General features: G+C 67.9%; 18 protein-coding genes and 1 pseudogene. 8 read left to right on the plus strand and 11 right to left on the minus strand.

Translation table 11 applies throughout. The features are described 5' to 3' along the window. Positions 1–2 precede the first annotated feature (2 nt). On the minus strand, positions 3–1,433 hold the full coding sequence (gene gltX / locus ACLBWL_RS10205; RefSeq protein WP_447792651.1) for a glutamate--tRNA ligase: 1,431 nt from the start codon (positions 1,431–1,433) through the stop codon (positions 3–5). A 90-nt stretch (positions 1,434–1,523) separates the two neighbouring features. Between gltX and ACLBWL_RS10210 the strand changes: the two genes are divergently transcribed. Continuing rightward, entirely contained in the window at positions 1,524–3,713 is a 2,190-nt protein-coding gene (locus ACLBWL_RS10210) for a ComEC/Rec2 family competence protein (protein WP_447793475.1), read from the plus strand. Positions 3,714–4,060: 347 nt separating this feature from the next. Here the strand turns inward: ACLBWL_RS10210 and lexA are convergent, their stop codons facing one another. Both lexA and ACLBWL_RS10220 read right to left on the minus strand, forming a co-directional pair. Next, positions 4,061–4,735 carry a transcriptional repressor LexA gene (gene lexA, locus ACLBWL_RS10215; protein WP_447792653.1) on the minus strand — a complete coding sequence of 225 codons (675 nt, stop codon included), beginning with the start codon at positions 4,733–4,735 and terminating at the stop codon, positions 4,061–4,063. Between the two features lie 68 nt (positions 4,736–4,803). Continuing rightward, entirely contained in the window at positions 4,804–5,988 is a 1,185-nt protein-coding gene (locus tag ACLBWL_RS10220; RefSeq protein WP_447792655.1) for a molybdopterin molybdotransferase MoeA, read from the minus strand. A 379-nt stretch (positions 5,989–6,367) separates the two neighbouring features. Here ACLBWL_RS10220 and ACLBWL_RS10225 point away from each other — a divergent pair, with 379 nt between their 5' ends. Both ACLBWL_RS10225 and ACLBWL_RS10230 read left to right on the plus strand, forming a co-directional pair. After that, positions 6,368–6,766, plus strand: a complete 399-nt coding sequence (locus tag ACLBWL_RS10225; RefSeq protein ID WP_447792657.1) for a hypothetical protein — start codon at positions 6,368–6,370, stop codon at positions 6,764–6,766. Positions 6,767–7,223: 457 nt separating this feature from the next. Beyond that, positions 7,224–7,979, plus strand: coding sequence for an energy transducer TonB (locus tag ACLBWL_RS10230; protein ID WP_447792659.1), 756 nt, complete (start codon positions 7,224–7,226; stop codon positions 7,977–7,979). An 83-nt stretch (positions 7,980–8,062) separates the two neighbouring features. Here the strand turns inward: ACLBWL_RS10230 and moaC are convergent, their stop codons facing one another. From moaC to ACLBWL_RS10250, 4 genes and pseudogenes are all read right to left on the minus strand, one after another. Beyond that, positions 8,063–8,530: a cyclic pyranopterin monophosphate synthase MoaC gene (gene moaC, locus ACLBWL_RS10235; protein WP_447792661.1), complete on the minus strand. Its 468-nt coding sequence runs from the start codon at positions 8,528–8,530 to the stop codon at positions 8,063–8,065. Next, entirely contained in the window at positions 8,527–9,303 is a 777-nt protein-coding gene (gene trpC, locus ACLBWL_RS10240; RefSeq protein WP_447792663.1) for an indole-3-glycerol phosphate synthase TrpC, read from the minus strand. Before trpC ends, moaC begins: the two co-directional genes overlap by 4 nt. A gap of 1 nt (position 9,304) precedes the next feature. Continuing rightward, entirely contained in the window at positions 9,305–10,297 is a 993-nt protein-coding gene (gene trpD / locus ACLBWL_RS10245; protein ID WP_447792665.1) for an anthranilate phosphoribosyltransferase, read from the minus strand. A gap of 110 nt (positions 10,298–10,407) precedes the next feature. Beyond that, positions 10,408–10,971 (minus strand): annotated as a pseudogene (locus ACLBWL_RS10250) (anthranilate synthase component II); the annotation flags it as partial. A 212-nt stretch (positions 10,972–11,183) separates the two neighbouring features. Here ACLBWL_RS10250 and ACLBWL_RS10255 point away from each other — a divergent pair. After that, positions 11,184–11,588, plus strand: a complete 405-nt coding sequence (locus ACLBWL_RS10255; RefSeq protein WP_447792667.1) for a hypothetical protein — start codon at positions 11,184–11,186, stop codon at positions 11,586–11,588. A gap of 190 nt (positions 11,589–11,778) precedes the next feature. Here ACLBWL_RS10255 and trpE read toward each other — a convergent pair whose 3' ends face one another. Together trpE and ACLBWL_RS10265 are read right to left on the minus strand one after the other, a co-directional pair. Continuing rightward, the gene (trpE, locus tag ACLBWL_RS10260) at positions 11,779–13,269 is read right to left on the minus strand and encodes an anthranilate synthase component I (protein ID WP_447792669.1); all 1,491 of its coding nucleotides are present in this window, start codon (positions 13,267–13,269) and stop codon (positions 11,779–11,781) included. A 4-nt stretch (positions 13,270–13,273) separates the two neighbouring features. Continuing rightward, the gene (locus ACLBWL_RS10265; RefSeq protein WP_447792671.1) at positions 13,274–15,229 is read right to left on the minus strand and encodes a SurA N-terminal domain-containing protein; all 1,956 of its coding nucleotides are present in this window, start codon (positions 15,227–15,229) and stop codon (positions 13,274–13,276) included. A 150-nt stretch (positions 15,230–15,379) separates the two neighbouring features. Between ACLBWL_RS10265 and tpiA the strand changes: the two genes are divergently transcribed. Next, positions 15,380–16,123: a triose-phosphate isomerase gene (gene tpiA / locus ACLBWL_RS10270; protein WP_447792673.1), complete on the plus strand. Its 744-nt coding sequence runs from the start codon at positions 15,380–15,382 to the stop codon at positions 16,121–16,123. 129 nt (positions 16,124–16,252) lie between these two features. Further along, positions 16,253–16,951, plus strand: coding sequence for a hypothetical protein (locus ACLBWL_RS10275; RefSeq protein ID WP_447792675.1), 699 nt, complete (start codon positions 16,253–16,255; stop codon positions 16,949–16,951). Between the two features lie 111 nt (positions 16,952–17,062). On the opposite strand, the gene ACLBWL_RS10280 is transcribed toward ACLBWL_RS10275, so the two are convergent. Together ACLBWL_RS10280 and ACLBWL_RS10285 are read right to left on the minus strand one after the other, a co-directional pair. After that, positions 17,063–18,451 carry a leucyl aminopeptidase family protein gene (locus ACLBWL_RS10280; protein WP_447792677.1) on the minus strand — a complete coding sequence of 463 codons (1,389 nt, stop codon included), beginning with the start codon at positions 18,449–18,451 and terminating at the stop codon, positions 17,063–17,065. A 12-nt stretch (positions 18,452–18,463) separates the two neighbouring features. Further along, complete coding sequence (locus ACLBWL_RS10285; protein ID WP_447792679.1) at positions 18,464–19,855, minus strand: serine hydrolase domain-containing protein; 1,392 nt, start codon at positions 19,853–19,855, stop codon at positions 18,464–18,466. 163 nt (positions 19,856–20,018) lie between these two features. Between ACLBWL_RS10285 and ACLBWL_RS10290 the strand changes: the two genes are divergently transcribed. Then, positions 20,019–20,165 (plus strand): lmo0937 family membrane protein, encoded by a 147-nt coding sequence (locus tag ACLBWL_RS10290; RefSeq protein ID WP_447792681.1) that lies wholly within the window; start codon positions 20,019–20,021, stop codon positions 20,163–20,165. 231 nt (positions 20,166–20,396) lie between these two features. Continuing rightward, on the plus strand, positions 20,397–20,675 hold the full coding sequence (locus ACLBWL_RS10295; protein ID WP_447792683.1) for a hypothetical protein: 279 nt from the start codon (positions 20,397–20,399) through the stop codon (positions 20,673–20,675). Positions 20,676–21,036: the final 361 nt, after the last annotated feature.

The following is a 21,036-nucleotide window of genomic DNA, read 5'->3' on the forward strand; positions in this document are numbered from 1 at the left end:
TATCAGCTAGCCATGCGGTCGGCGATCCGTCCGAGACTCTCGTCGCGCCCGAGCAGATCGAGCACGTCGAAGATCCCCGGCGACGTCTTGCGTCCCGTCAGCGCGGCGCGAAGCGGCTGTGCGACCTGGCCGAGCTTGACGCCCCGCGCTTCGGCCACGCGCCGTAACGCGCCTTCGAGCGCCTCCGTATCCCACGTGGCGAGCGCGTCAAGTTCGGCATGGACATTGCCCAAAATCGCACTCGCTTCACCCTGCAAAAGGCTCGCCGCAGCGTCATCCATCGCAAGCGGGCGCTGGCTGAACAGGAAATTCGACCCTTCGGCCAGCTCGTTCAGGTTTGCGGCACGCGGCTTCAGGACGGGCATCGCGCGAGTCAGAAGATCGAGTCCGCCGGTTGGCAAGTTGTGGCCGAGACGATCGGCGGCAAGTTGCGCCAGCCGAGCGTCGTCGGCTTCTCGGAGGTAGTGGCCGTTGAGGTTCTCGAGCTTCTTCAGGTCGAAGCGCGACGGCGACTTGCCGACGCCCGACAGGTCGAACCACTCGACCGCCTGTTCGCGGCTGATGATCTCGTCGTCGCCGTGGCCCCAGCCGAGCCGGAGCAGGTAATTGTCGAACGCCTCGGGCAGAATCCCCATCTCGTCGCGATACGCTTCGATGCCAACCGCGCCGTGACGCTTCGACAGCTTGGCGCCGTCTGGGCCGTGGATCAGCGGGATGTGTGCGTAGATCGGCTCGAGCCAGCCCATCGCGCGGTAGATCGGCAACTGGCGGAACGCGTTGTTGAGGTGATCGTCGCCGCGAATGACGTGCGTGACGCCCATGTCGTGATCGTCGACGACGACGGCCAGCATGTAGGTTGGCGTGCCGTCGGAGCGGAGCAGGACGAGGTCGTCGATCTCTTCGTTCTTGACCGTCACCGCTCCTTGCACGCGGTCCTCGATCGTGACGGCGCCTTCCTGCGGTGCGCGCAGGCGGACGACGTGAGGAAGGTTCGGCGCTTCGCTTTCGGGGCGATCGCGCCAGGGGCTGCGGATGCGGAGCGGCTTCTTCACGGCCTGGGCCTCGGCCCGCATCGCCGCGATCTCGTCGTTGGTCATGTAGCAGCGATAGGCGTGGCCGCTCGCGACCATTTCGTGTGCGACCTGCGCGTGGCGCTCGGCGCCGGCGAACTGCATGACGACGTCGCCGTCCCAGTCGAGCCCGAGCCAGCGCATCCCGTCGATGATCGCGTCGATCGCCGGCTGGGTCGAACGGACTCGGTCGGTATCCTCGATCCGCAGCAGGAATTTACCCCCGTTCGCCTTTGCGAACAGCCAGTTGAACAGCGCGGTGCGCGCGCCGCCGAGATGCAGGAACCCCGTCGGCGACGGAGCGAAACGGGTAACCACGGGTGCGGCCGCATTGGCGGTGCCCGTATCAGATATTGCGCCCAACCGCGGGTGCTCCCAGACTGATGAAACAATGGAGAAACGATGGCCATGACAGCCGTCGCCGCCCCTAGCATGCGTCCTTGGCGGCGACAAATGGGCGTGCCGCGATCGGGGGCCGTCGTCGGGCTTGCCGTGGAACGCTGGCTGGAGGCGGAGCGAGACCAGCTGGTGCTGTGGCTGCCGGTAATGCTGGGCGGCGGAATCGCGCTTTGGTTCGCGCTGCCGGACCCGGCGGCGTGGTGCATGACGATGCTACTGTTGGTGGCGAGTGGGCTGGCGTGCCTCGCCGTGGGGCAGGGCGGGCGTGCGGCACGCGCGCTGGCGATCGGGTTGCTGACCATCGCATTGGGGCTGGGGTTGATCTGGGTGCGGTCGGAATGGGTGGTGCGGCCGGTTCTGGGCGGTCCGACGATCGCAAGTTTCTCGGCGAGGGTCGAGGCGATCGAGCCGCTGGTGGCGCGGAAGCTGGTTCGGCTGACGGTATTGCCGGTTGAGAAGGGGGGGGGAACCGACGGGCAGCCGGTCGCCTTGCCGTTCCGCGTCCGAGTCAATCTGGCGGAAGCGGATGCGCCGAAGCTGCTGGGGACGGGGGCGGTCATCCAGTTGCGGGCACGGCTGATGCCGCCGCCGCTCCCCGCGGTGCCGGGCGCCTACGACTTTGCGCGCGTCGCATGGTTCGGCGGGATCGGGGCGACGGGACGCGGCTTCGCACCGGTAGTCGTGACGACGCCGAGCGAATCGGGCGCCGGCATCCGCGTCGCGCTTTCGCACCACATCGTCTCGCGACTGGACGGCAGCGCGGGCGGTATCGCTGCGGCGCTCGCGACGGGCGACGTCGGTGCGATCAGCGAGGAGGATTCGGAGGCGATGCGCCGGGCGGGGCTCGCGCATCTGCTGTCGGTGAGCGGATTGCACATCACTGCGGCGGTGGCGGCGACGATGCTGATCGTGTTGCGTCTGCTGGCGCTCAGCCCGTGGCTGGCTTTGCACGCGCGCCTGCCGTTGATCGCAGCACTGGCGGGGGCAGCGGCGGCGATCGGCTACACGCTGCTGACCGGCAGCCAGGTGCCGACGATCCGGTCGTGCGTCGCCGCTTTGCTCGTGCTGGCCGCGCTGGCGATGGGGCGCGAGGCGATGACCTTGCGGCTCGTGGCGGCGGGGGCGGCGTGCGTCATGCTGGTCCTGCCCGAATCCGCAGCAGGGCCGAGCTTCCAGCTATCATTCGCGGCGATCACCGCCATCATGGCGCTGCACGAACATCCGGTGATCCGCGCGTTCTTCGGACCGCACGAGGAGGGGCGAGCACGCCGTCTCGCACGGGGCGTGGCGTCGCTGCTGCTTACCGGACTGCTCGTCGAGTTCGCGCTCATGCCGATCGCGGTCTATCATTTCCACAGAGCCGGCGTGTACGGCGCGTTTGCCAATATCATCGCGATCCCGCTGACGACGTTCGTCGTCATGCCGCTGGAGGCTCTGGCGTTGCTGCTGGACGTGGGGGGCCTCGGTGCACCCCTCTGGTGGCTGGTCCAGCGATCGCTCGAAGCGCTGCTCTGGCTTGCGCACACCGTGGCGGGCGCGCCCGGATCGGTGCGGTCGCTGCCGGCGATGCCGACCGCGGCATTCGCGCTGATGGCGATCGGGGGGATCTGGATCGCGTTGTGGCGGACCAGGTTGCGGCGGATGGGCGTGGTGCCGCTGATGATCGGGGCAGCGTGGGCGCTGACCACACCGCCGCCGGATATTTTGGTGACGGGCGATGGCCGGCATGTCGCGGTCCGGACCGCCGCGGGTCTCTCGATGCTGCGGGACCGGGCGGGGGATTATACGCGGGATACGCTTGCCGAGAATGGCGGGGTCGACGGCGAGCCGCTGCTGCTGGCCGACCAGCCCGATGCACGGTGTAGTCGTGATCTTTGCGTCACCGATATTGCCGCGCGCGGACGGATGTGGCGGATCCTCGCGACCCGCAGCGCCTATATGGTCCCGATTGCCGAGTTCGTTGAAGCCTGTCGCAGCGCCGACGTCGTCGTCAGCGAACGCGGTCTGCCGAAGCGCTGCGTACCGCGGTGGCTGAAGCTCGATCGACGCGTTCTGCATCGGACGGGTGGAATCGCGCTGACCCTGGGGACCGGGACGGTCGTCACGATACTGACTGCAGGCGATCGCCATCCGTGGCGCGATCCGCCTCTGCTCAACCGCGCCGTGCATTCGTTCGCGCCACGACATGTCCGGTTCGACGACGCGGCATCGGGCCTTCGAGCCAACCGGGTTTCGCAGAGGTAGAATGGTAGTGCGAAGGCGCAATGGCGCGAAGAAGGTGTAATTCGGGAGACCCGTACGCCTTTCATGAACGATCAGCTGAGGTCGGTACTAGGACGGATAGACGCTCCCCCAAATGCGACATCTTCGCGCCTTTGCGCCTTCGCGTGATCCAAATCACCATCCAACGCGCGCGCTGTCCGGCCGATAAATTTCACGCGGAGCAGTTTCTTAGCCGACGAACCGGACCAGGTTGAATACTGTCCGGTCGTCTCTCCGCAGTCGTTTTAAACCGCAAGTTCTCCCCAATCGAAACACCTCCGCGTCTCCGCGCGAACCAATTCTTTCGACGGCGCAGAGCAGGCGGCGGCTCAGTCGTAGCGGCGGAAGATGCCGGAGAGTTTGCCCTGCACGCGGACTTGGGCGGGGGCGTAGCGTTGCGGGTCGTAGGCGCGGTTTGCCGGGTCGAGGCGGACCATCGCACCTTCGCGGCGGAAGTATTTGAGCGTGGCTTCGCTGTCCTCGATCAGCGCCACGACGATCTCGCCGTCGCGGGCGGTTTCGGTGCGGCGGATCAGCGCGTAGTCGCCATCGAGGATGCCGGCTTCGACCATCGAGTCACCGGAGACTTCGAGCGCATAGTGTTCGCCGGAACCGAGCAAAGCAGCGGGGACGGCTAGCATCGTGCTGCCTTCGAATGCTTCGATCGGGACGCCGGCGGCGATGCGGCCGTGCAGCGGGATCTCGATGACGTCGTTCGCTGGCTGCGGCGCGGCGGGCACGGGTGCCGACTTCACGTTCGATGCCTTCGAGGGCGCCTTCTTTTCCGGACGTTCGGGCATCCGCAGCACCTCGAGTGCGCGCGCGCGGTTCGGCAGGCGGCGGATGAAATTGCGCTCCTCGAGCGCGCTGATCAGACGGTGGACGCCCGACTTCGACTTGAGGTCGAGCGCGTCCTTCATCTCCTCGAACGACGGCGAGACGCCGGTATCGTTGAGTCGATCGTTGATGAAGCAGACGAGTTCGTGCTGCTTGCGCGTGAGCATGGCGGTTCTCCGTCCGGAACAGACGAGGAACTTCTATGGAACATAATTAACGCCGTCAAGCGGCCAGATCACCCAATGATAAGGATTTCCGCCGATTCGCCCGCCTTTGCCACGGGCGCGTTGCCCGCGCGGACGATCAGGCAGGTCGAGCGCGCCAGCGTGAGCAGCATCGAACTGTCCTGGATCGTCGACGCATAGGCGCGGCCGTCGCGGAGTTCGGCGCGCAGATAGTCGGTACGGGCGTTGTTGGCGGGCAGGTCTTCGCCGAGCAGAGCGTGCGTGACCTGCGGTAGCGGGTCGCGCGCACCGGCCATGTGCGCGACGACCGGCTTCACGAATAGCGTCGCGGTGACGAACGCGGAGACCGGGTTGCCGGGCAGGCCGAGCACCATCATCTCGCCGATCCGGCCGGCCATCATCGGCTTGCCGGGGCGCAGTGCGATCCGCCAGAAATCGATTCCGCCGCCGGCCGCCTCGATCGCCGGCCGGACGAGGTCGTGGTCGCCGACCGAGGCGCCGCCGGTGGTGACGAGGAGGTCGGCCGCGACGCTGGCGAAGGCGTCGCGCAGTACGTCGAGCCGGTCGGGAAGGATGCCGAGATCGATGACGTCGACGGGCAGGTCGGCGAGCATCGCGGCGAGCATGACGCCGTTCGATTCAGGCAGCGCGACGCCGTCGGCGGTCGAGCCGGGGGGGACGAGTTCGTCTCCGGTCGCGGCCACCGCGACGCGGACGCGGCGGTTGACGGTCAGGCTGCCGTGGCCACCGGTCGCGGCGACGGCGATCCGCGCCGGGGTGAGGCGATCGCCGACCGCGATCAGCCGGCTGCCGGTGGTGAAGTCGAGGCCCTTGCGGCGGGTGTTGCGGCCGAAGGTCGGCGGTCCTTCGCCGGCGAGGATCAGCGTGTCTCCGTCGCGCTCGGCTTCTTCCTGGACCATGACCGTGTCGGCACCCTCGGGCATTGCCGCGCCGGTGAAGATGCGGGTGGCTTCGGCTGGGCCGACCGTGCCGGCGAAGGGACGGCCCGCGGCGCTCTCGCCGATGACTGTCCACGGGCCGGGGAGGTCGGCGAAGCGGATCGCGTAGCCGTCCATCGCGGAAAGGTCGGCGGCCGGCTGCGTGCGGCGGGCGAGGATATCGGCTGCGGCCCAGCGGCCGGCGGCGTCGCGAAGCGGCACGGTTTCGTGGCCGACGCGCGGGGCCATGGCGAACAGGCGGGTCTGTGCGTCGGCGACGGGGAGAAGATCGGTCATGCGGGAAACCCCGGATTTGCGTGGGTTTGGCGAGTGAAGTGCAGAAAGTGCAGACGCTGGGAGCGGTGTTGCGCGCGCGGCTTTGGGCATGGGCGGAGCGGCGGGAGTTGGGGGTTGGTGGGCATGGCTGCCGCTTTGCCATGGGTTGCGCGCGTAGGACAGATCGATGTTCGGGGTGCGGCTATCGGTCGCAGTTTGGCGCGTGATATCGGGCGACGTCGGGAGTATTCACGGTCACCGACTGTGGCATTGAGAGGGCTCGACACCGTCTGCTGAAATCCCTGTCCTTGCTTATCGGCACAGGCCGCTTCTTCCCTTGCGGGGCGTTTCGGGACACGTCGGTGCGTGATACGATGCCGGGACTGCGAAGGAGGTGCCGATGCTGTTCGTGATGGCTTTGCTGCTGAGCGCGGGGCAACAGCCGCTTCCGCCAGCCAAAAGATCCCATGCCTGTGCCGGCTTGGATGACGCTCGGACCACCCCCGCCGGCCGGCTTCAGCGGCTGGACGACTTCAGGACAAGCTTGGTCGCGCGGGATCGACACCGACTGGATCGCGCGCTGCCCCGCGATGCCGACGGTGGTATCGCCCAGTGCGACGGGATCGACCGCAGCCGTGCCTCCTGTGAAGCGGCGGCCTATCTGCCCGCGCTTCGCAGTTCGGGGCTGATGGAAAAATTTGTGGCAAGCGTTTGCCGAGGGAAGTCCGCTCGAGGAGATTTCGCGTCTGATCCTGCGGTTTCGCCGCGGGTGGCGCATCGCGGTGGATCGTCTCGCTGAGACTTGTGGGGGTGGGGCTTCGCAACTGGGTCCCGGAATCTTCTCGGGGCGTATCGTCTTTGACCCTGGGCTCCCGCTTGCGCGGGAGAACGGCGAACTGAGGAGCAGCTCGGTTCTGTAAGTGATCGGAGGTCGTTTGGATCTTTTTCGGATGTCCGCCCTGTGGAGGCTGCAACGCGGATTTTTCAGGGTCGCGACTCTATCGTCAAGCTAGTCTGGGTTCCCGCCTCCGCGGGAATGACGGTTGGGAGAGCGGATTGAGACGTCTGAGCCGGCCCGGCTCCTACGCTATGCCGGCAGTGCACCTCTCCGGCCTTCGTCGGGGTGGCGTTCGATGCCGGGGGGATGGCGAGACCGCCTTGGCTGACGGTCGCTGGCAGACGCCTTTATTCCCAGCCAGCGCCTGTTCATCGTCGCGGGCGCTTTATTGCCGATTAAAGGGCACCATATCAACGTGATGATCGCTATCCAGCCGCCGAAGAAAGACCGGATCGCCGCCGTGATCGGCGCGGTTCTGGTTCCAGGGTTGCTCGGGTATGCGCTGATCTATGGGTTGGCGGTGCCGATGCCGGCAGCCGTTGGCGAGGCGTTGAAGGTGTTCGGAGTGGCGCCGCCTCCCCCTCCACCGCCGGTCGAGAAGGTGAAACCGAGGCCTTCGCCCAGTCGCAAGCCGCAGGGGGCCGCGTCGCCGCCGAACCTGAAGTCGAAGGCTACGGAGGTGGTCGCGCCGCCGCCGGTGGTGCCGATCGTCGTGCCGCCGCCGGTGATCGTTGCGGAGAAGGCGGGAGTTGGCGCGCAGGCGACTGCCGGGGCTTCCGACGTGCGCGGGCCGGGGAGCGGGAGTGGGGGGATCGGCAATGGCACCGGGAGTGGCGGATATGGCGACGGCGATGGCGGCGGGGGTGAGGAGACGCCGCCGCGGTGGCGTAAGGGGCGGTTGAAGGATTCGGACTATCCCAGCGAGGCGCCGGAGACGGGGATCCGCGGGATCGTCTCGGTACGCTACACCGTCGAGGTGAGCGGCCGGGTGTCGCATTGCCGGGTGACGCGGTCGAGCGGGAGCGGCGTGCTGGACAGCCTGACGTGCCGGTTGATCGAGCAGCGGTTTCGGTATGATCCGTCGCTCGATGCGGCGGGACGGCCGGTGGAGTCGACGATCGTGGAGAATCACGACTGGACGATCGACGACTCGGATTTCGGGGATCGGCGGTAGGTTCGGCTAGCGGTGCGTTGATCGGCCTGCCCTCACCCTCGCCGCCTTTGGCGTCTTTCCCTCTCCCCTTTGGGTAGAGGGTTTCAGGCGGTCCAGTTTCCGGATTTGCCGCCTGACTTGGCCAGGACGCGGATGTCCGAGAGGACCATCGTCTTGTCGATCGCCTTGGCCATGTCGTAGATCGTCAGGAGCGTTACGGTGGCCGCCGTCAGCGCCTCCATCTCGACGCCGGTCTTGCCTTCGGTCGAGGCGGTGGCGGTGGCGGTCACGCCGGTTTCGTCGACGACCAGGTCGATCTCGACCTTGGTCAGCGGCAGCGGGTGGCAGAGCGGGATCAGGTCGCTGGTGCGCTTGGCGGCCATGATGCCCGCGACGCGCGCGACGGCCAGGACGTCGCCTTTTTTCGCGGTGCCGGCGCCGATCGCCGCTGCGGCCTCGCGGGACATGGTGATGCGACCCGTGGCGACGGCTTCGCGGGCGGTGACCGCCTTGCCGCCGACGTCGACCATTCTTGCCGCGCCGGCTTCGTCGATGTGCGTGAGGCCCGTCACCCGACCAGCACGCGCGTGGCGGCTTCGACGTCGTCCTGGCGCATCAGCGCCTCGCCGATCAGGAAGCAGCGGATGTCGTGCTCGGCCATCGCGTCGAGCTCGGCGCGCGTGGTGAGCCCGCTTTCGGCGACGAAGGTGCAATCCTTCGGCGCGCGGCTGACCAGTTCGTAGGTGCGGTTGAAGTCGACGGTGAAGTCGCGCAGGTCGCGGTTGTTGACGCCGATCAGCCGCGACTTGAGCTTCAGCGCGCGCTCCATCTCGTGTGCGTCGTGGACCTCGACCAGCACGTCCATCCCGCAGTCGAGCGCGGACGCCTCGATCTCGGCCATCTGCACGTCGTCGAGCGCGGCGACGATGATCAGGATGCAGTCCGCGCCGATCGCTCTGGCCTCGGTCGACTGCCACGGGTCGACCATGAAGTCTTTCCGCAGCACGGGGATCGATACGGCGTCGCGGGCGGCGGCGAGATACTGGTCGGCGCCCTGGAACCACTTTTCGTCGGTGAGGACCGACAGGCACGCGGCGCCGCCGGCTTCGTAGGCGCGAGCGTGCGCGGGCGGATCGAAGTCGGCGCGGATCAGGCCCTTCGACGGGCTCGCCTTCTTGATCTCGGCGACCAGCGCATAGCCTTGCTTGGCGTCGAGCGCGGCGCGGAAGCCGCGCGGTTTCGACATGCGGGCGATCCCGGCGTCGATATCGGCAAGCGACGTCGTTGCTTTGCGGGCGGCGACTTCGGCGCGCTTGGTCTCGAGGATACGGTCGAGCATGGTCATGTCAGTAGGCGATCCAGCAGGCGAGCAGCGCATCGGCGCTGCCGGTGTCGAGGGCGGCCGCAGCTTTGGCGACGCCTTCGACAAGAGTGGGGACGGTGCCGGCGACCATCAAGGCGGCGGCGGCGTTGAGCAATACGGCGTCGCGGTAGGCGCCGGTCTCGCCCTTGAGCAGGCGGCGGAGCGCGTCGGCGTTATGGGCTGCGTCACCGCCGCGGATATCGGTGATGGCGTGGCGGGTGAGGCCGGCGTCTTCGGGCGTTACGCGGGCCGGGAGCGCGACGCTGCCGACCGAGGCGACGATGCTGGGACCGGCGCCCGACAGTTCGTCGAGGCCTTCTTCGCCAGACACGACGAGTGCGGCCTCGGTGCCGAGCTGTTCGAGCGCGTCGGCGTAGAGCGCGACGTAATCGGGGCGGGCGATGCCGATCAACTGGCGGGTGGTGCCGGCCGGGTTGGCGAGCGGGCCCATCAGGTTGAAGATCGTGCGCTTTCCGATGCGCTGGCGGATCGGGGTGATGCGCTTCATCGCCGGGTGGTGATTGGCGGCGAACAGGAAGGCGATGCCGATCTCGTTGAGGCTTGCTTCCGCAGTGGCGCCGGCGCGGTCCATGTCGAGGCCGAGGACTTCCAGCGTGTCGGCGGCGCCGGCCTTGCTGGAGGCGGCGCGGTTGCCGTGCTTGGCGACGGGGACTCCGGTTGCCGCGACGACGAGCGCGACGGCGGTCGAGACGTTCAAGGTGTGGTGACCATCGCCGCCGGTGCCGCAGACGTCGATCGCGCCGGCGGGGGCGGCGATTGGGATCATGCGCTGGCGAAGTGCGCGCGCGGCTTCGGCGATCTCGATGCTGGTTTCGCCGCGAGTCGCGAGATCTGTGAGGAAGGTGGCGATCGCGTCGTCGCTCGCGCGCGCGTCGAGGATGTCAGCGAAGGCTTCGCGGGCGGATTCGCGCGAGAGGGGGGAGGACGGGTCTGGAAGGAGGGTGGTGGTGGTCATATACCCCTCCCGCTTGCGGGAGGGGTTAGGGGAGGGGCTACCTCGGAGGTCGCGGGTGCGGCGCTGCCCTCCCCCAACCCCTCCCGCAAGCGGGAGGGGAGTTGATGGGGGATGTTCGCCATCTTGAGGAAATTGGCGAGCATTTCGTGGCCGTGCTCGGTGGCGATGCTCTCCGGGTGGAACTGGACGCCGTGGATCGGCAGCGTCTTGTGGCGGAAGCCCATCACCGTGCCGTCCTGCGCGGTCGCGTTGACGACCAGCGTGTCGGGCACCGCGTTGACGATCAGCGAGTGATAGCGCGTGGCGATGAAGGGCGAGGGGAGCCCGGCGTACAGCCCGGTATCGTCGTGGAGGACGGGCGAGGTCTTGCCGTGCATCAGCCCACCGCGTTCGACCTTGCCGCCGAAATGCTGGCCGATCGCCTGGTGGCCGAGGCACACGCCGAGCAGCGGCTTGCCGGCATCCGCGCAGGCGGCGACGAGGTCGAGGCTGACGCCCGCCTCGGTCGGCGTGCAGGGGCCGGGGGAAATGAGGAACGCGTCCGCGCCCGACGACAGAGCCTGCCCGGCGGAGATCGCATCGTTGCGGACGACCTCCACCTCGGCGCCCAGTTCCATCAGGTAATGGACCAGGTTCCAGGTGAAGCTGTCGTAATTGTCGACGACGAGGATCATGGCGCCGCCATAGCCGATGCGCGGCCTCGCGCAACATGTGAGCGCGTCGAGCCGGGGCGCAAACCGGAGCGGGTGCGGTATAGCGTCGCAATTATGCCGCCGGGTGGTCGTGGTTCGCCGCGGCGCACCCTATATTATTCGGATCGGCGATGATCATTCAGGGCGGAGCAATGCCGCCTGACGGACGTTATCCGATCAAAGGAGTGCCACGCATGTTTCGTACCGTCGTCCTCGCCGCGCTGATCGCGCTTCCCGCCATGGCTTCGGCGCAGGATGCCACGGCCGACACGCCGCCGCAGCGCATCCGCAGCGTGACGCTGACCGGCGACCAGAAATGCCCCAAGTCGAGCGGCGGCGAGATCGTCGTGTGTTCGACGCTCGACCAGCCGTACCGCATCCCGAAGAACCTGCGGAACGACAAGCCGATCGCCGCGAAGAATCAGAGCTGGGTGAACCGCGCGGCGACGATGGATCAGGTCAGCCGCGTCGCTGGCGGGTTGCCGGATACGTGCTCCGCGGTCGGGACGGGTGGCCAGTCGGGCTGCTTCATGCAGCGCAACCAGGCCTATGCGGCGGAACGTCGGGTGCCGGCGAGCGAGACGGATACGACGCCGTGAGTGTTTGTTTGGTACGTCCGATCCTCACCATCTGAAAGGCAACCACCCCGGCGAAGGCCGGGGCCCGATTGGGGGACGAGAATAACGAAGGCTGCGGTCCGTTACCGCGGCCTTTCCGATTGGGCCCCGGCCTTCGCCGGGGTGGAGCATTTGGCCGGCGTAGCTTAGCTTTGCCCTAGGGCATCTAGACTTACTGGCCGAAGCCAGGTGCTTTCGCGCGACCTACTGCTTCGCGCGCAGCCGCTAGGATAGCCCCGGCCTTGGCTTCGCATTCGCGCTGTTCGTATTCGGGGATGCTGTCGGCGACGATGCCGGCTCCAGCCTGGACGTGGATCGTGCCGTCCTTCACCACGGCGGTCCGCAGCACTATGCACGAGTCCATCGAGCCGTCGGGCGAGAAATAGCCGACCCCGCCCGCGTATGCGCCGCGCCGCTCGGGCTCCAGCTCGGCGATGATCTGGCAGGCGCGGACTTTGGGTGCGCCGCTGACCGTGCCGGCGGGGAAGCCCGCGAACAGCGCATCGAGCGCGTCCTTGTCGGGGGACAGCGTGCCGACGACGTTCGAGACGATGTGCATGACGTGGCTGTAGAATTCGACGCCGTAGCTGTCGGTGACCCGCACCGAGCCCGGCGTGGCCGCGCGGCCGACGTCGTTGCGACCCAGATCGAGCAGCATGAGGTGCTCCGCGCGCTCCTTCGGGTCCGCGAGCAGGCCGATGCGGTTCGTCTCGTCCTCGGCGGCGGTCTTGCCGCGCGGCCGCGTACCCGCGATCGGACGGATCGTGACTTCGTCGTCGCGGACGCGGACGAGGATCTCCGGGCTCGAGCCGATCAGCGCGAAGCCGGGGAGGTCGAGGTGGTACAGGAACGGCGACGGATTGATGCGCCTTAGCGAGCGATAGAGCTCGAACGGCGGCAGCGCGAACGGCGTGCTGAAACGCTGCGCGAGCACCACCTGGAAGACGTCGCCGGCGAGGATGTAGTCCTTCGCGGTGGCGACCATCTCGCCGTAGCGGCCCTCGGGCAGCGCGGGGGTGTAGACGGGGTCGGCGACGTCAGCGCGAACGGGGGCCGGAACCGGCGTGTTGGCGAGCTTTGCCGCGACCGCGTCGAGCCGGGACTCGGCTTCCGTGACGATCGCGTCCGCATCGCGCGTCGGATCGGGCCAAGCGGGCGCGACCATATAGAGCGCGTCGGTCAACCGGTCGAACACGAGGATCACGGTGGGCCGCACGAAGATCATGTCGGGCAGGCCGAGCGGATCGGCGGCGGGCTGCGACAGATCCTCGACCAGCCCGATCGTCTCGTAACCGAAATAGCCGACGAGACAGGCGAGCGCGCGGGGGAGCTCCGCCGGCACGTCGGCGCGACATTCCGCGACGAGCGTACGCAGCGCGTCGAGCGTCGGTTGCGGAGAGGGCTCGAACGCGTCGCGATCGGTCGCCCAATGGCGGTTGATCTCGGCGGCATGGCCCTGCGCGCGGAACAGCAGATCGGGGGCGAGCCCGATCAGGCTGTGGCGCCCGCGGATCGCGCCGCCCTCGACCGATTCGAGCAGGAAGTCGCCACGCCCGGGCTCGATCAGCTTCAGCGCCGCGGCGACCGGAGTTTCGGTGTCGGCGACCTGACGACGCCATACGAGCGCGGGACGGCCGGCGGCGAGAGCTTCACGCGCGCTCATGCGATCAGTTCCCGCTGCCGCCCTGGCCGAGCAGGTCGGCGCGGACCCGCGCGATCGCGGCGGCGTCGGTCTTCACGCCGACCTCGGCACGGACCGCCTTGGCGAACTGCTCGACATATTCGCGACCGACCGAGCGGCCGATATTCGCGCGGGCGGCCTTGATCGCGGCGTCGTTGCCCGCCGCATTGCCGCTGGCGATGCTGTCGAGCTTGATGACGAACCAGCCGCTGTCGTCGGGTGCGGCGAGCGTCTTGGCGGTGTTCGGCGCCATGCTGAACATCAGCGCGAGCGCGGGCGGCGCGCCGCGCGGATCCGAGGCGATCTGCGCGCGCGAGGCGGTCAGCGGCCGCGCGGCGGGCAGCTTCAGGCCGGTCTGGCTCAGCGACTGCTGGATCGGCATGCCCTTATTGATGCGGGCGAGCACGTCGGCGGCGACTTTGCGCGCCGCCTGACGCGCGCGGTCGGCGGTCACGTCGCGCAGCACGTCGGCGCGAACCTGTGCCAGCGAACGCGGGGTGGCGGGGACGACGCGGCCGAGCGCGACGACCGCGAAGCCGCCATCGGTGCCGAGCTGGACGAGCTGCGGACCATCGCCCTCGGCGGCCTGGAACGCGGCGGCGACGAGCGGGGCGATCGCCGGATCGGGCTTGCTGGTCGCGTCGTCCGGATTGACGCCGCTGGCGATCAGCGCGGGCGTGGTGACCGGCTTGAGCTTCTGGTCGGCGGTCACCTCGTCGAAGGTGGCGTTCTTCGAGAGCGAGTCGTCGATCTTGTCGTGGATGTCGGACAGCGCCTGCGCAGCCTTCTGGATGCCGAGTGCGGCGGCGATCTCGCCGCGGACCTGGTCGAGCGAGCGCGCGGCGACCTTCTCGACCTTGTCGACCTTGGCGACGACCCAGCCAAGCTGCGTGCGGACCGGGCCGATCACCGCGCCGTCGGCAGCGGCGAACACCGCGTCGGCGACCTGCGGCGAACTCGTGCCGGCATACGCGGCCTTTTCTACACCCGTCTGGGTTGATGCTTCGAGCCCCGCGGCGCGCGCGGCATCCGCGAGGCTGGCGCCGCCCTTCACCTTGGCGGCGAGCGCGGTGGCGCCGGCCTGATCGGCGACGACGACCTGCGAGATCGTACGCTTCTCGGTGGCGGCGTAGCGCGCGTTGTCCTGCCGATAGGTCTTGGCGATTTCGGCGTCGGTCGGGACGGCCTGTGCCTTGACCTGTTCGGGCGTGACGACCGCGTAGCGGACGACGCGGCGCTCGGGGACGGTGTAGCGCGCGATGTTGCGCTTGTAGAACGTGGCGAGGTCGGCGTCGCTCGGCGCGGGGCCGGCGGGGACGACCGCGGTGGGGATGAAGCCGATCGTGCCGGTGCGCTTTTCGAGCAGCAGCGAGGCGTAGGGGAGCGCGAGCTGGCTCGACACCTGAGTCGCGCCGTTGCTCGGCAGCGTCAGCTGCTGCGCGTAGGTGTCGCGGATGATGTCGCTGCGGATCTGCGCGTCGGTCAGCTTGCGCTGCGCGAGCACCTGGCGGTAGAGATTCTCGTCGAACTTGCCGGTCGGGCCCTGCAATGCGGGGATGCTGGCGATCTGGCCATCGACCGCGCGCTTGCTGACGACCATGCCCTGCGCACGGCCGAACTGCTCGAGCGCCATGCTCGAGATGATCCGGTCGAGCGTACCGTCGAGCCCGCCCTGGTTGACGAAGCTCGCCATGTCGAGCGTGGGCTGTTCCTGGCGGAACCCTTCGAGCTGGGTCTGCGCCTGCGTCTTGAACTCGTTGACCGTCACCTCGGCCTTGCCGACCTTGGCGACGTCGCCGCCGGTGATCCCGGCGCCGCCCGTCATCGAGCTCAATCCGGTGACATCGCCCGCCGCGAACGCGAGCGCGATGACGCCGAGCACCAGGAACGTGATGATCACGCCGGCCTTCGATTGGGTAAGACGGCGGAAGAAAGCGAGCATGGACGGCCGATCGACAGGAATGGAACGCGGTTGCTTTACGGGGAGGGCGGCGGCTCTTCAAGTCGGGCGCGTCACGCGGCGGTCAGGTCGTGCGGGGTTGTGCGGGGCGGGGGCGGCGCTATCGCTGGGCGAACTATCGGGGAGATGACGATGCGGCGTAAGCTTGTAGCCGGAAACTGGAAGATGAACGGGTCGCGGGCGATGCTCGTCGAACTCGATGCGATCGCGGCGGCGGCGAGTGCCGCGCCGGGGATCGATGTGTCGGTCGCGGTGCCCTTCACGCTGATCGCGGCGGCGGCGGAGCGCGTACCCGGGTTGGCGATCGGCGCGGAGGACGTCCACGAGGCGGACTCGGGCGCACATACCGGGTGCGTGTCGGCGGCGATGGTCAAGGAGGTTGGCGCGTCGTTCACGATCGTCGGCCATTCCGAGCGGCGGGCGGACCAGCATGAGACGAGCCACGACGCGTGGGCGAAGGCAGCAGCGGCGCGGCGGCAGGGCTTGCAGGTCATTTTGTGCTGCGGCGAGACCGCGGCGGAGCGCGACGCCGACCGCGCCGAGCGCGTGGTGCAGGCGCAGATCGAGAAGTCGGTGCCCGACAATGCCGATGGCAGCTGGTTCACGCTGGCCTATGAGCCGCGCTGGGCGATCGGTACGGGGCGGACGCCGACGCTCGACGAGATCGCGGCGATCCATGCGATCGCGCGCGCGAAACTGCGGATGCTGATCGGCGATGCGGCCGCGGGCGTGCGGATCCTGTACGGCGGCTCGGTGACGGGCGCGAACGCGGCGTCGATCCTCGATACGCCGAACGTCGACGGGGCGCTGGTCGGCGGTGCGAGCCTGACCGCGGCGAAGTTCGTCCCGATCATCGAGGCAGCGGCGTCGCTGTGATCGGTGGAGGGCCAAGGCATGTGTCGAGAAGCGTTAAGTCCCGATAAACCCTAAAGGTCTTAGGGTTAATGGGCGATTCGGAGATCGGATCGTTGTCCGGCGTGATGCTGCTTTCGTGCGAGGGTTGATATGGCCAGATGGGTTCCCGGGTGCGTCGGCACCTCGATTGCGGTCTGTGCACTGGTGTCGACGATGCCGGCTCACGCGGAAACGCCGCGCGAATTGCTGACCCAGGCCGGGTTCGTCGATCGCGATCGCGGGGTTGCCCTTGCGCGGATCGACAAGGCGGCCGCGGTCGCGGGACAGGCGCTGAACCGCTCGCCGAACGACCAGGAGGCTGCGATCATGCAGGCGATGGCGAACGGGTATCGCGCGAAGCTGCTCGGCAATCGGACCCAGGCGATCGCCGCGCGGAAACAATATGAGGCGCTGGTGACGCGGTATCCGCGTAACGCCGAGGCGCAGGCCGCGCTGGGGGCGTGGCACGTCGGTGTGATCGCGAAGCTCGGGCGGTTCGTCGGGCGCGCGGTCGCGGGCGCGCAGAAGGCCACCGGGTTCGAGGCGCTCGACAAATCGGTGGCGCTGGGCGGCAACCGGGCGATGTTCGCGGGGCTGGCGGGGTTGTTGCGGCTGGAGCTGGATCCGAACGACGCGCGGGGACGCGCGCTGGTCGAGACGGCGAGCAAGGCGCCGACGCCGACCGCGATCGACGGATTCATGCGAAGGGCCGCGACGGCGGTGCTGGTCCCGCTGCATGCCGGCGATGCGAATGCGACGAAGGCGATGGCGGATAAGCTGCTGCCGTTCGGGCAGTTCGAGGCGGGGTAAGGCTCGCCCGTCGAGATCAGGACCCTTGTGTTCCCCCCCGCGGAGGCGGGGGCCCAGGGTCTCAAGTGATGGCGTTCGAGATCCTGGACCCCCGCCTCCGCGGGGGAACGGCTAGCTCTTTGGGTAGCGCTTGGCCAACATCGCGAACGATGCTCTGAGGGCATAGGCCTCGCCGCCCTTTGGTCGACCTGGCTTGGTGGATGGCCGCCATGCGAACACGTCGAGATGCGCCCAGGCCGTGTCCTTCGGCACGAACCGGCGGAGGAACAAGGCGGCGGTGATCGCGCCCGCGAAACCGCCATCGGGTGCGTTGACCATGTCGGCGATGTCCGACTTCAACATCTCGTCATAGCCGTTCCAGAGCGGCAGGCGCCACATCTGATCGTTCTGTTCCAACCCGGCAGCGAGCAGGTCCGCCGCGAGCGCTTCGTCGTCGGTGAACATTGGCGGCAGGTCGGGGCCGAGCGCGACGCGCGCCGCGCCGGTCAGCGTGGCGAAGTCGAGGATCAACTCCGGATTGCTCTCGCCCGCCTTGGTCAGCGCGTCGCCGAGGATGAGGCGGCCTTCGGCATCGGTGTTGGTGTTCTCGACCGTCAGGCCTTTGCGCGTGGCGAGCACGTCGCCGGGGCGGAAGGCGTTGCCGGCGATCGCGTTTTCGACCGCGGGGATCAGAAGGTGGAGGCGGACTGGAAGCTTGGCCGCCATCACTAGGTTTGCCAGAGCCAGCGCGTGCGCGGCGCCACCCATGTCCTTCTTCATCAGCCGCATGCCGGCGGATGGCTTGATGTCGAGGCCGCCAGTGTCGAAGGTGACGCCCTTGCCGACCAGCGCGATGCGGGGGTGCGACGGGTCGCCCCATGCGAGTTCGATCAGCCGCGGTGCGCGGTCCCGGCTCGCCGCTTGTCCGACCGCGTGGATCATCGGATAGCCGCTCGCGAGCGCATCGCCGCGCGTGGTCGTGACGGTCGCACCGTGGCGCTTGGCAAGCGTCTCGGCGGCGGCTTCGAGATCCGCGGGGCCCATGTCGGACGCCCCGGTGTTGACGAGATCGCGGACGAGCGCGGTGGCTTCGGCGAGGCGGACCGTCTCGTCGATATGCGCGGCGTCGGCGGTCAGGAGCACGCGCGGGCCGGTCGCATCGGGCTTCACGTACCGCGTGAATTGGTGCTGGGCGAGCATCCAGCCTAGCCCGGCTGCACCGACCGGGCCTTCTGCGAGGCGATAGCTCCCGGCCGGCAGCGAAGCGCCGAGCGAGGCGATCCGCCACGGCGACGTGACCGCCTCGTTGCAGACCAGCAGCATCGACCAGTCGTCGGCCGTCTCGCCCGGCAGGACCGCGCGGTCACCCGCCTTGCCGGTCAGCCGGTGCGAGGCGACCGTCGTGCGGATGCGCTGCGACTGCTTGGCGAGCCAGCCTTCATACGCATCGGGGTGGACGACGTGGATCGACCGCGCAGGCTGGCCGCGGTCGGGTTGGAGCATCGAAGCGAAATCGATCATTGTGCTTGCCATTTAAGAAGAGGGCGCCACCAAAAGTTGTTCGTACCGGCCGTTCGCGCCCGGCTCGGCATAGGTGCTGAGCGAAAGCGCGCGGTCGGGATAGGTGATGCGGTAGGTGCGGTTGACGAAGCCGCCGCGCAAGCGGGTCTTGCCGGTTTGTGCGAACGCGGTGGGTTCGCCGAGCGCGCTCAGACTCGTCTTGTAGTCGGCGAGCGCGACCGGCTTGAAGTAATAGTTGGCGTCTTCGGTCAGCCCCTTGCGGTCGAGCGTGCCGGTGCGGAGCTGGTCGTAGACGGTGCGGGCTCTCGCGAGCGCGGCGGTGTCCTCGGCATTCGCGGGCGCGGCCGGCAGCACGATCTTGGCGACCCCGGCGGCGATGCGACCCGTTGCGTCGCTGAACCAGCTGTTGGTGAGGACGACGATGGCGGCCTTGTCGTCGGGGTAGACGGTGTTTTCGGACAGGAAGCCGACCGCTTCACCGCTGTGTTCGACGTAGCGGCGGCCGTTCGCTGCGCCAGTAAAAACACCGAGGCCGTAGCCGTTGCTCGATCCGTCGGCGAGCTTGACGGGCGTTTCCTGCGCGGCCCAGTCGTCGGCGGGGAGCGTGGTGCGGTTGAGACGCGCGACGTCCCATTTGGCGAGGTCTTCGGCGCTCATCGACAGTTCGCCGGCGGCGTAGAGCCAGCCGTCCGCGCTGGGTGTTTCGGGGCGAACCGGGCCGAGCGCGAACCGGCCATAGCCTTGCGGGAAAGCCTTGCCGATCGCCTTGTCCTGGTCGAGCGCGCGGATATCGAGCGGCTTGAAGACGCGTTGCTGGAGGAAGGTGAGCAGCGGCTGTTTGGCGACCTTCTCGACGATCATCCCGGCGACGACATAGCCCGTGTTCGAATATTGCCACTGCGTGCCGGGCTGGAAATCGAGCGGCTTCTTCGCCCAGCGGTCGACGATCTGTTGCGGCGTGACGGGATGCGCCATCGCGGCGAAGCTGTAGTCCTGCGGCCAGTAATCCTGCAGGCCGGAGGTGTGGCTGAGCAACTGGCGGATCGTGATGCGGTCGCCGTCGGTGATGCCGGGGATGTACTTCGCGACGGTGTCGTCGAGCGACAGCTTGCCTTCGTCCTCGAGCAGCAGGACCGCGGCGGCGGTGAACTGCTTGGAGATCGAGGCGATCTGGTAGGGGAGCTTCGGGTCGGCGGTGGCGATCGCTTCGGACGGTTTGCCGTACGCCTTGGCGAACACGACCCGCCCGCCGCGCACCACCGCGATCGACGCGGATGGGACGCCGGTATCGCCGAGCGCGCCGGTGACCAGCGTGTCGATCTGCGCGGCCTCGGTGGAGGTGAGCGATTGCGCGAGGGCGGGGGCCGGCAGCAGCGCGGCGACGGCAAGAAGGCGGGTCAACATCCCCGCAACGAAGCAGAACCGGCGAGGCGGCGCAACGCCGCGATATTAATTACGCGTCGGTTGAGGGGGTTAGACTAGCGCAGAGATAGTGACGGAACACGGATCGTTACAGCGACGTTTCAATGCGGGGCCGGGAGCCTGTCACTTCCGAGGGGACTTACTAATGTTGTACACCATCGCCGTCATCCTGCTGATCCTCTGGCTGGCCGGTTTCGCGTTCCATATCGCCGGCGGACTTATCCACATCCTGCTGGTCGTCGCGGTCGTCGTGGTCCTGATCAAGCTGTTCACCGGCCGCAGCGTCGTGTGAACCCCGCGCTCCGCCTTGTCGATTAGACTTTGACAGAGCGGAGCGCAGAATTTGCCGATCTTTATCGGCTGCCGATGCGGATAGCCAATTTCCTCCAAAGTTTACGTCGCTCTTCACCAAGATTTGGCGCCGATCTGAACCAATCCTTGATTGCAGGGTGTGTCGAACGTGCAATGATGAGCCCGAGGTCGATATCGCGGTGCTGCGATGATGTCGACTGGAGGGGGTATCATGATGTACGCCTATCTTGTGATGGTCGGTTGGTGCGGGACGAGATGGCCGGGGTGGTGGTGGCCGCATCCGCATCCAGGGCCCGATCCAGAGCCTTGGTCGGATCTCGTGTCGGGGCTGATCGGTATGGCTGGCGGCATCATCGCCGTCGGCCTGTTCCGCGGGCTGTTGCCCGAAGGATTGACGGCCGTCACCACCACAGCCTTGCTCGGCGGCTTGTTCGCATCGTCTGCTGCAACGTCGTTGGGAAAACTTCGAAAAACTGGCGTGCGAGGCTGAGATCGGAAACGGCGTGGGACTGAGGTCGTCGGCCGAGCACGGTGTGCGTTGGCGACGTGACCCGTGGCGGGGTTTCCGTGACGGGGTTTCCGTGACGGGGTTTCCGTGACGGGGTTTCCGTGACGGGGTTTCCGTGACGGGGTTTCCGTGACGGGGTTTCCGTGACGGGGTTTCCGTGACGGGGCTTCCGTAAACGGGGCTCCTGTGACGGGGCTTCCGTGATGAGACTTCCGTGACGGGGCTTCCATTTGGGAACCTTGCCGTCACATCCGTCATTCCGCGGACCGACTGCGACCCGCCCGCAGAACGTTCAAGCCGGGAATTTTCCGGTGGTGACGACGTCGGTTCCGATGCGGAGAGT

The organism is Sphingomonas sp. M1A8_2b (genome assembly GCF_053345535.1).

Excerpts from the sequence above, each read along its gene's own strand:
- ACLBWL_RS10210 (WP_447793475.1), top strand. The coding sequence starts at position 1,524 with ATGGGCGTGCCGCGATCGGGGGCCGTCGTCGGGCTTGCCGTGGAACGC.
- lexA (WP_447792653.1), bottom strand. The coding sequence starts at position 4,735 with ATGCTCACGCGCAAGCAGCACGAACTCGTCTGCTTCATCAACGATCGA.
- ACLBWL_RS10220 (WP_447792655.1), bottom strand. The coding sequence starts at position 5,988 with ATGACCGATCTTCTCCCCGTCGCCGACGCACAGACCCGCCTGTTCGCC.
- ACLBWL_RS10225 (WP_447792657.1), top strand. The coding sequence starts at position 6,368 with ATGCTGTTCGTGATGGCTTTGCTGCTGAGCGCGGGGCAACAGCCGCTT.
- ACLBWL_RS10230 (WP_447792659.1), top strand. The coding sequence starts at position 7,224 with ATGATCGCTATCCAGCCGCCGAAGAAAGACCGGATCGCCGCCGTGATC.
- trpC (WP_447792663.1), bottom strand. The coding sequence starts at position 9,303 with ATGACCATGCTCGACCGTATCCTCGAGACCAAGCGCGCCGAAGTCGCC.
- trpD (WP_447792665.1), bottom strand. The coding sequence starts at position 10,297 with ATGACCACCACCACCCTCCTTCCAGACCCGTCCTCCCCCCTCTCGCGC.
- ACLBWL_RS10255 (WP_447792667.1), top strand. The coding sequence starts at position 11,184 with ATGTTTCGTACCGTCGTCCTCGCCGCGCTGATCGCGCTTCCCGCCATG.
- trpE (WP_447792669.1), bottom strand. The coding sequence starts at position 13,269 with ATGAGCGCGCGTGAAGCTCTCGCCGCCGGCCGTCCCGCGCTCGTATGG.
- ACLBWL_RS10265 (WP_447792671.1), bottom strand. The coding sequence starts at position 15,229 with ATGCTCGCTTTCTTCCGCCGTCTTACCCAATCGAAGGCCGGCGTGATC.
- tpiA (WP_447792673.1), top strand. The coding sequence starts at position 15,380 with ATGCGGCGTAAGCTTGTAGCCGGAAACTGGAAGATGAACGGGTCGCGG.
- ACLBWL_RS10275 (WP_447792675.1), top strand. The coding sequence starts at position 16,253 with ATGGCCAGATGGGTTCCCGGGTGCGTCGGCACCTCGATTGCGGTCTGT.
- ACLBWL_RS10280 (WP_447792677.1), bottom strand. The coding sequence starts at position 18,451 with ATGATCGATTTCGCTTCGATGCTCCAACCCGACCGCGGCCAGCCTGCG.
- ACLBWL_RS10285 (WP_447792679.1), bottom strand. The coding sequence starts at position 19,855 with ATGTTGACCCGCCTTCTTGCCGTCGCCGCGCTGCTGCCGGCCCCCGCC.
- ACLBWL_RS10290 (WP_447792681.1), top strand. The coding sequence starts at position 20,019 with ATGTTGTACACCATCGCCGTCATCCTGCTGATCCTCTGGCTGGCCGGT.
- ACLBWL_RS10295 (WP_447792683.1), top strand. The coding sequence starts at position 20,397 with ATGATGTACGCCTATCTTGTGATGGTCGGTTGGTGCGGGACGAGATGG.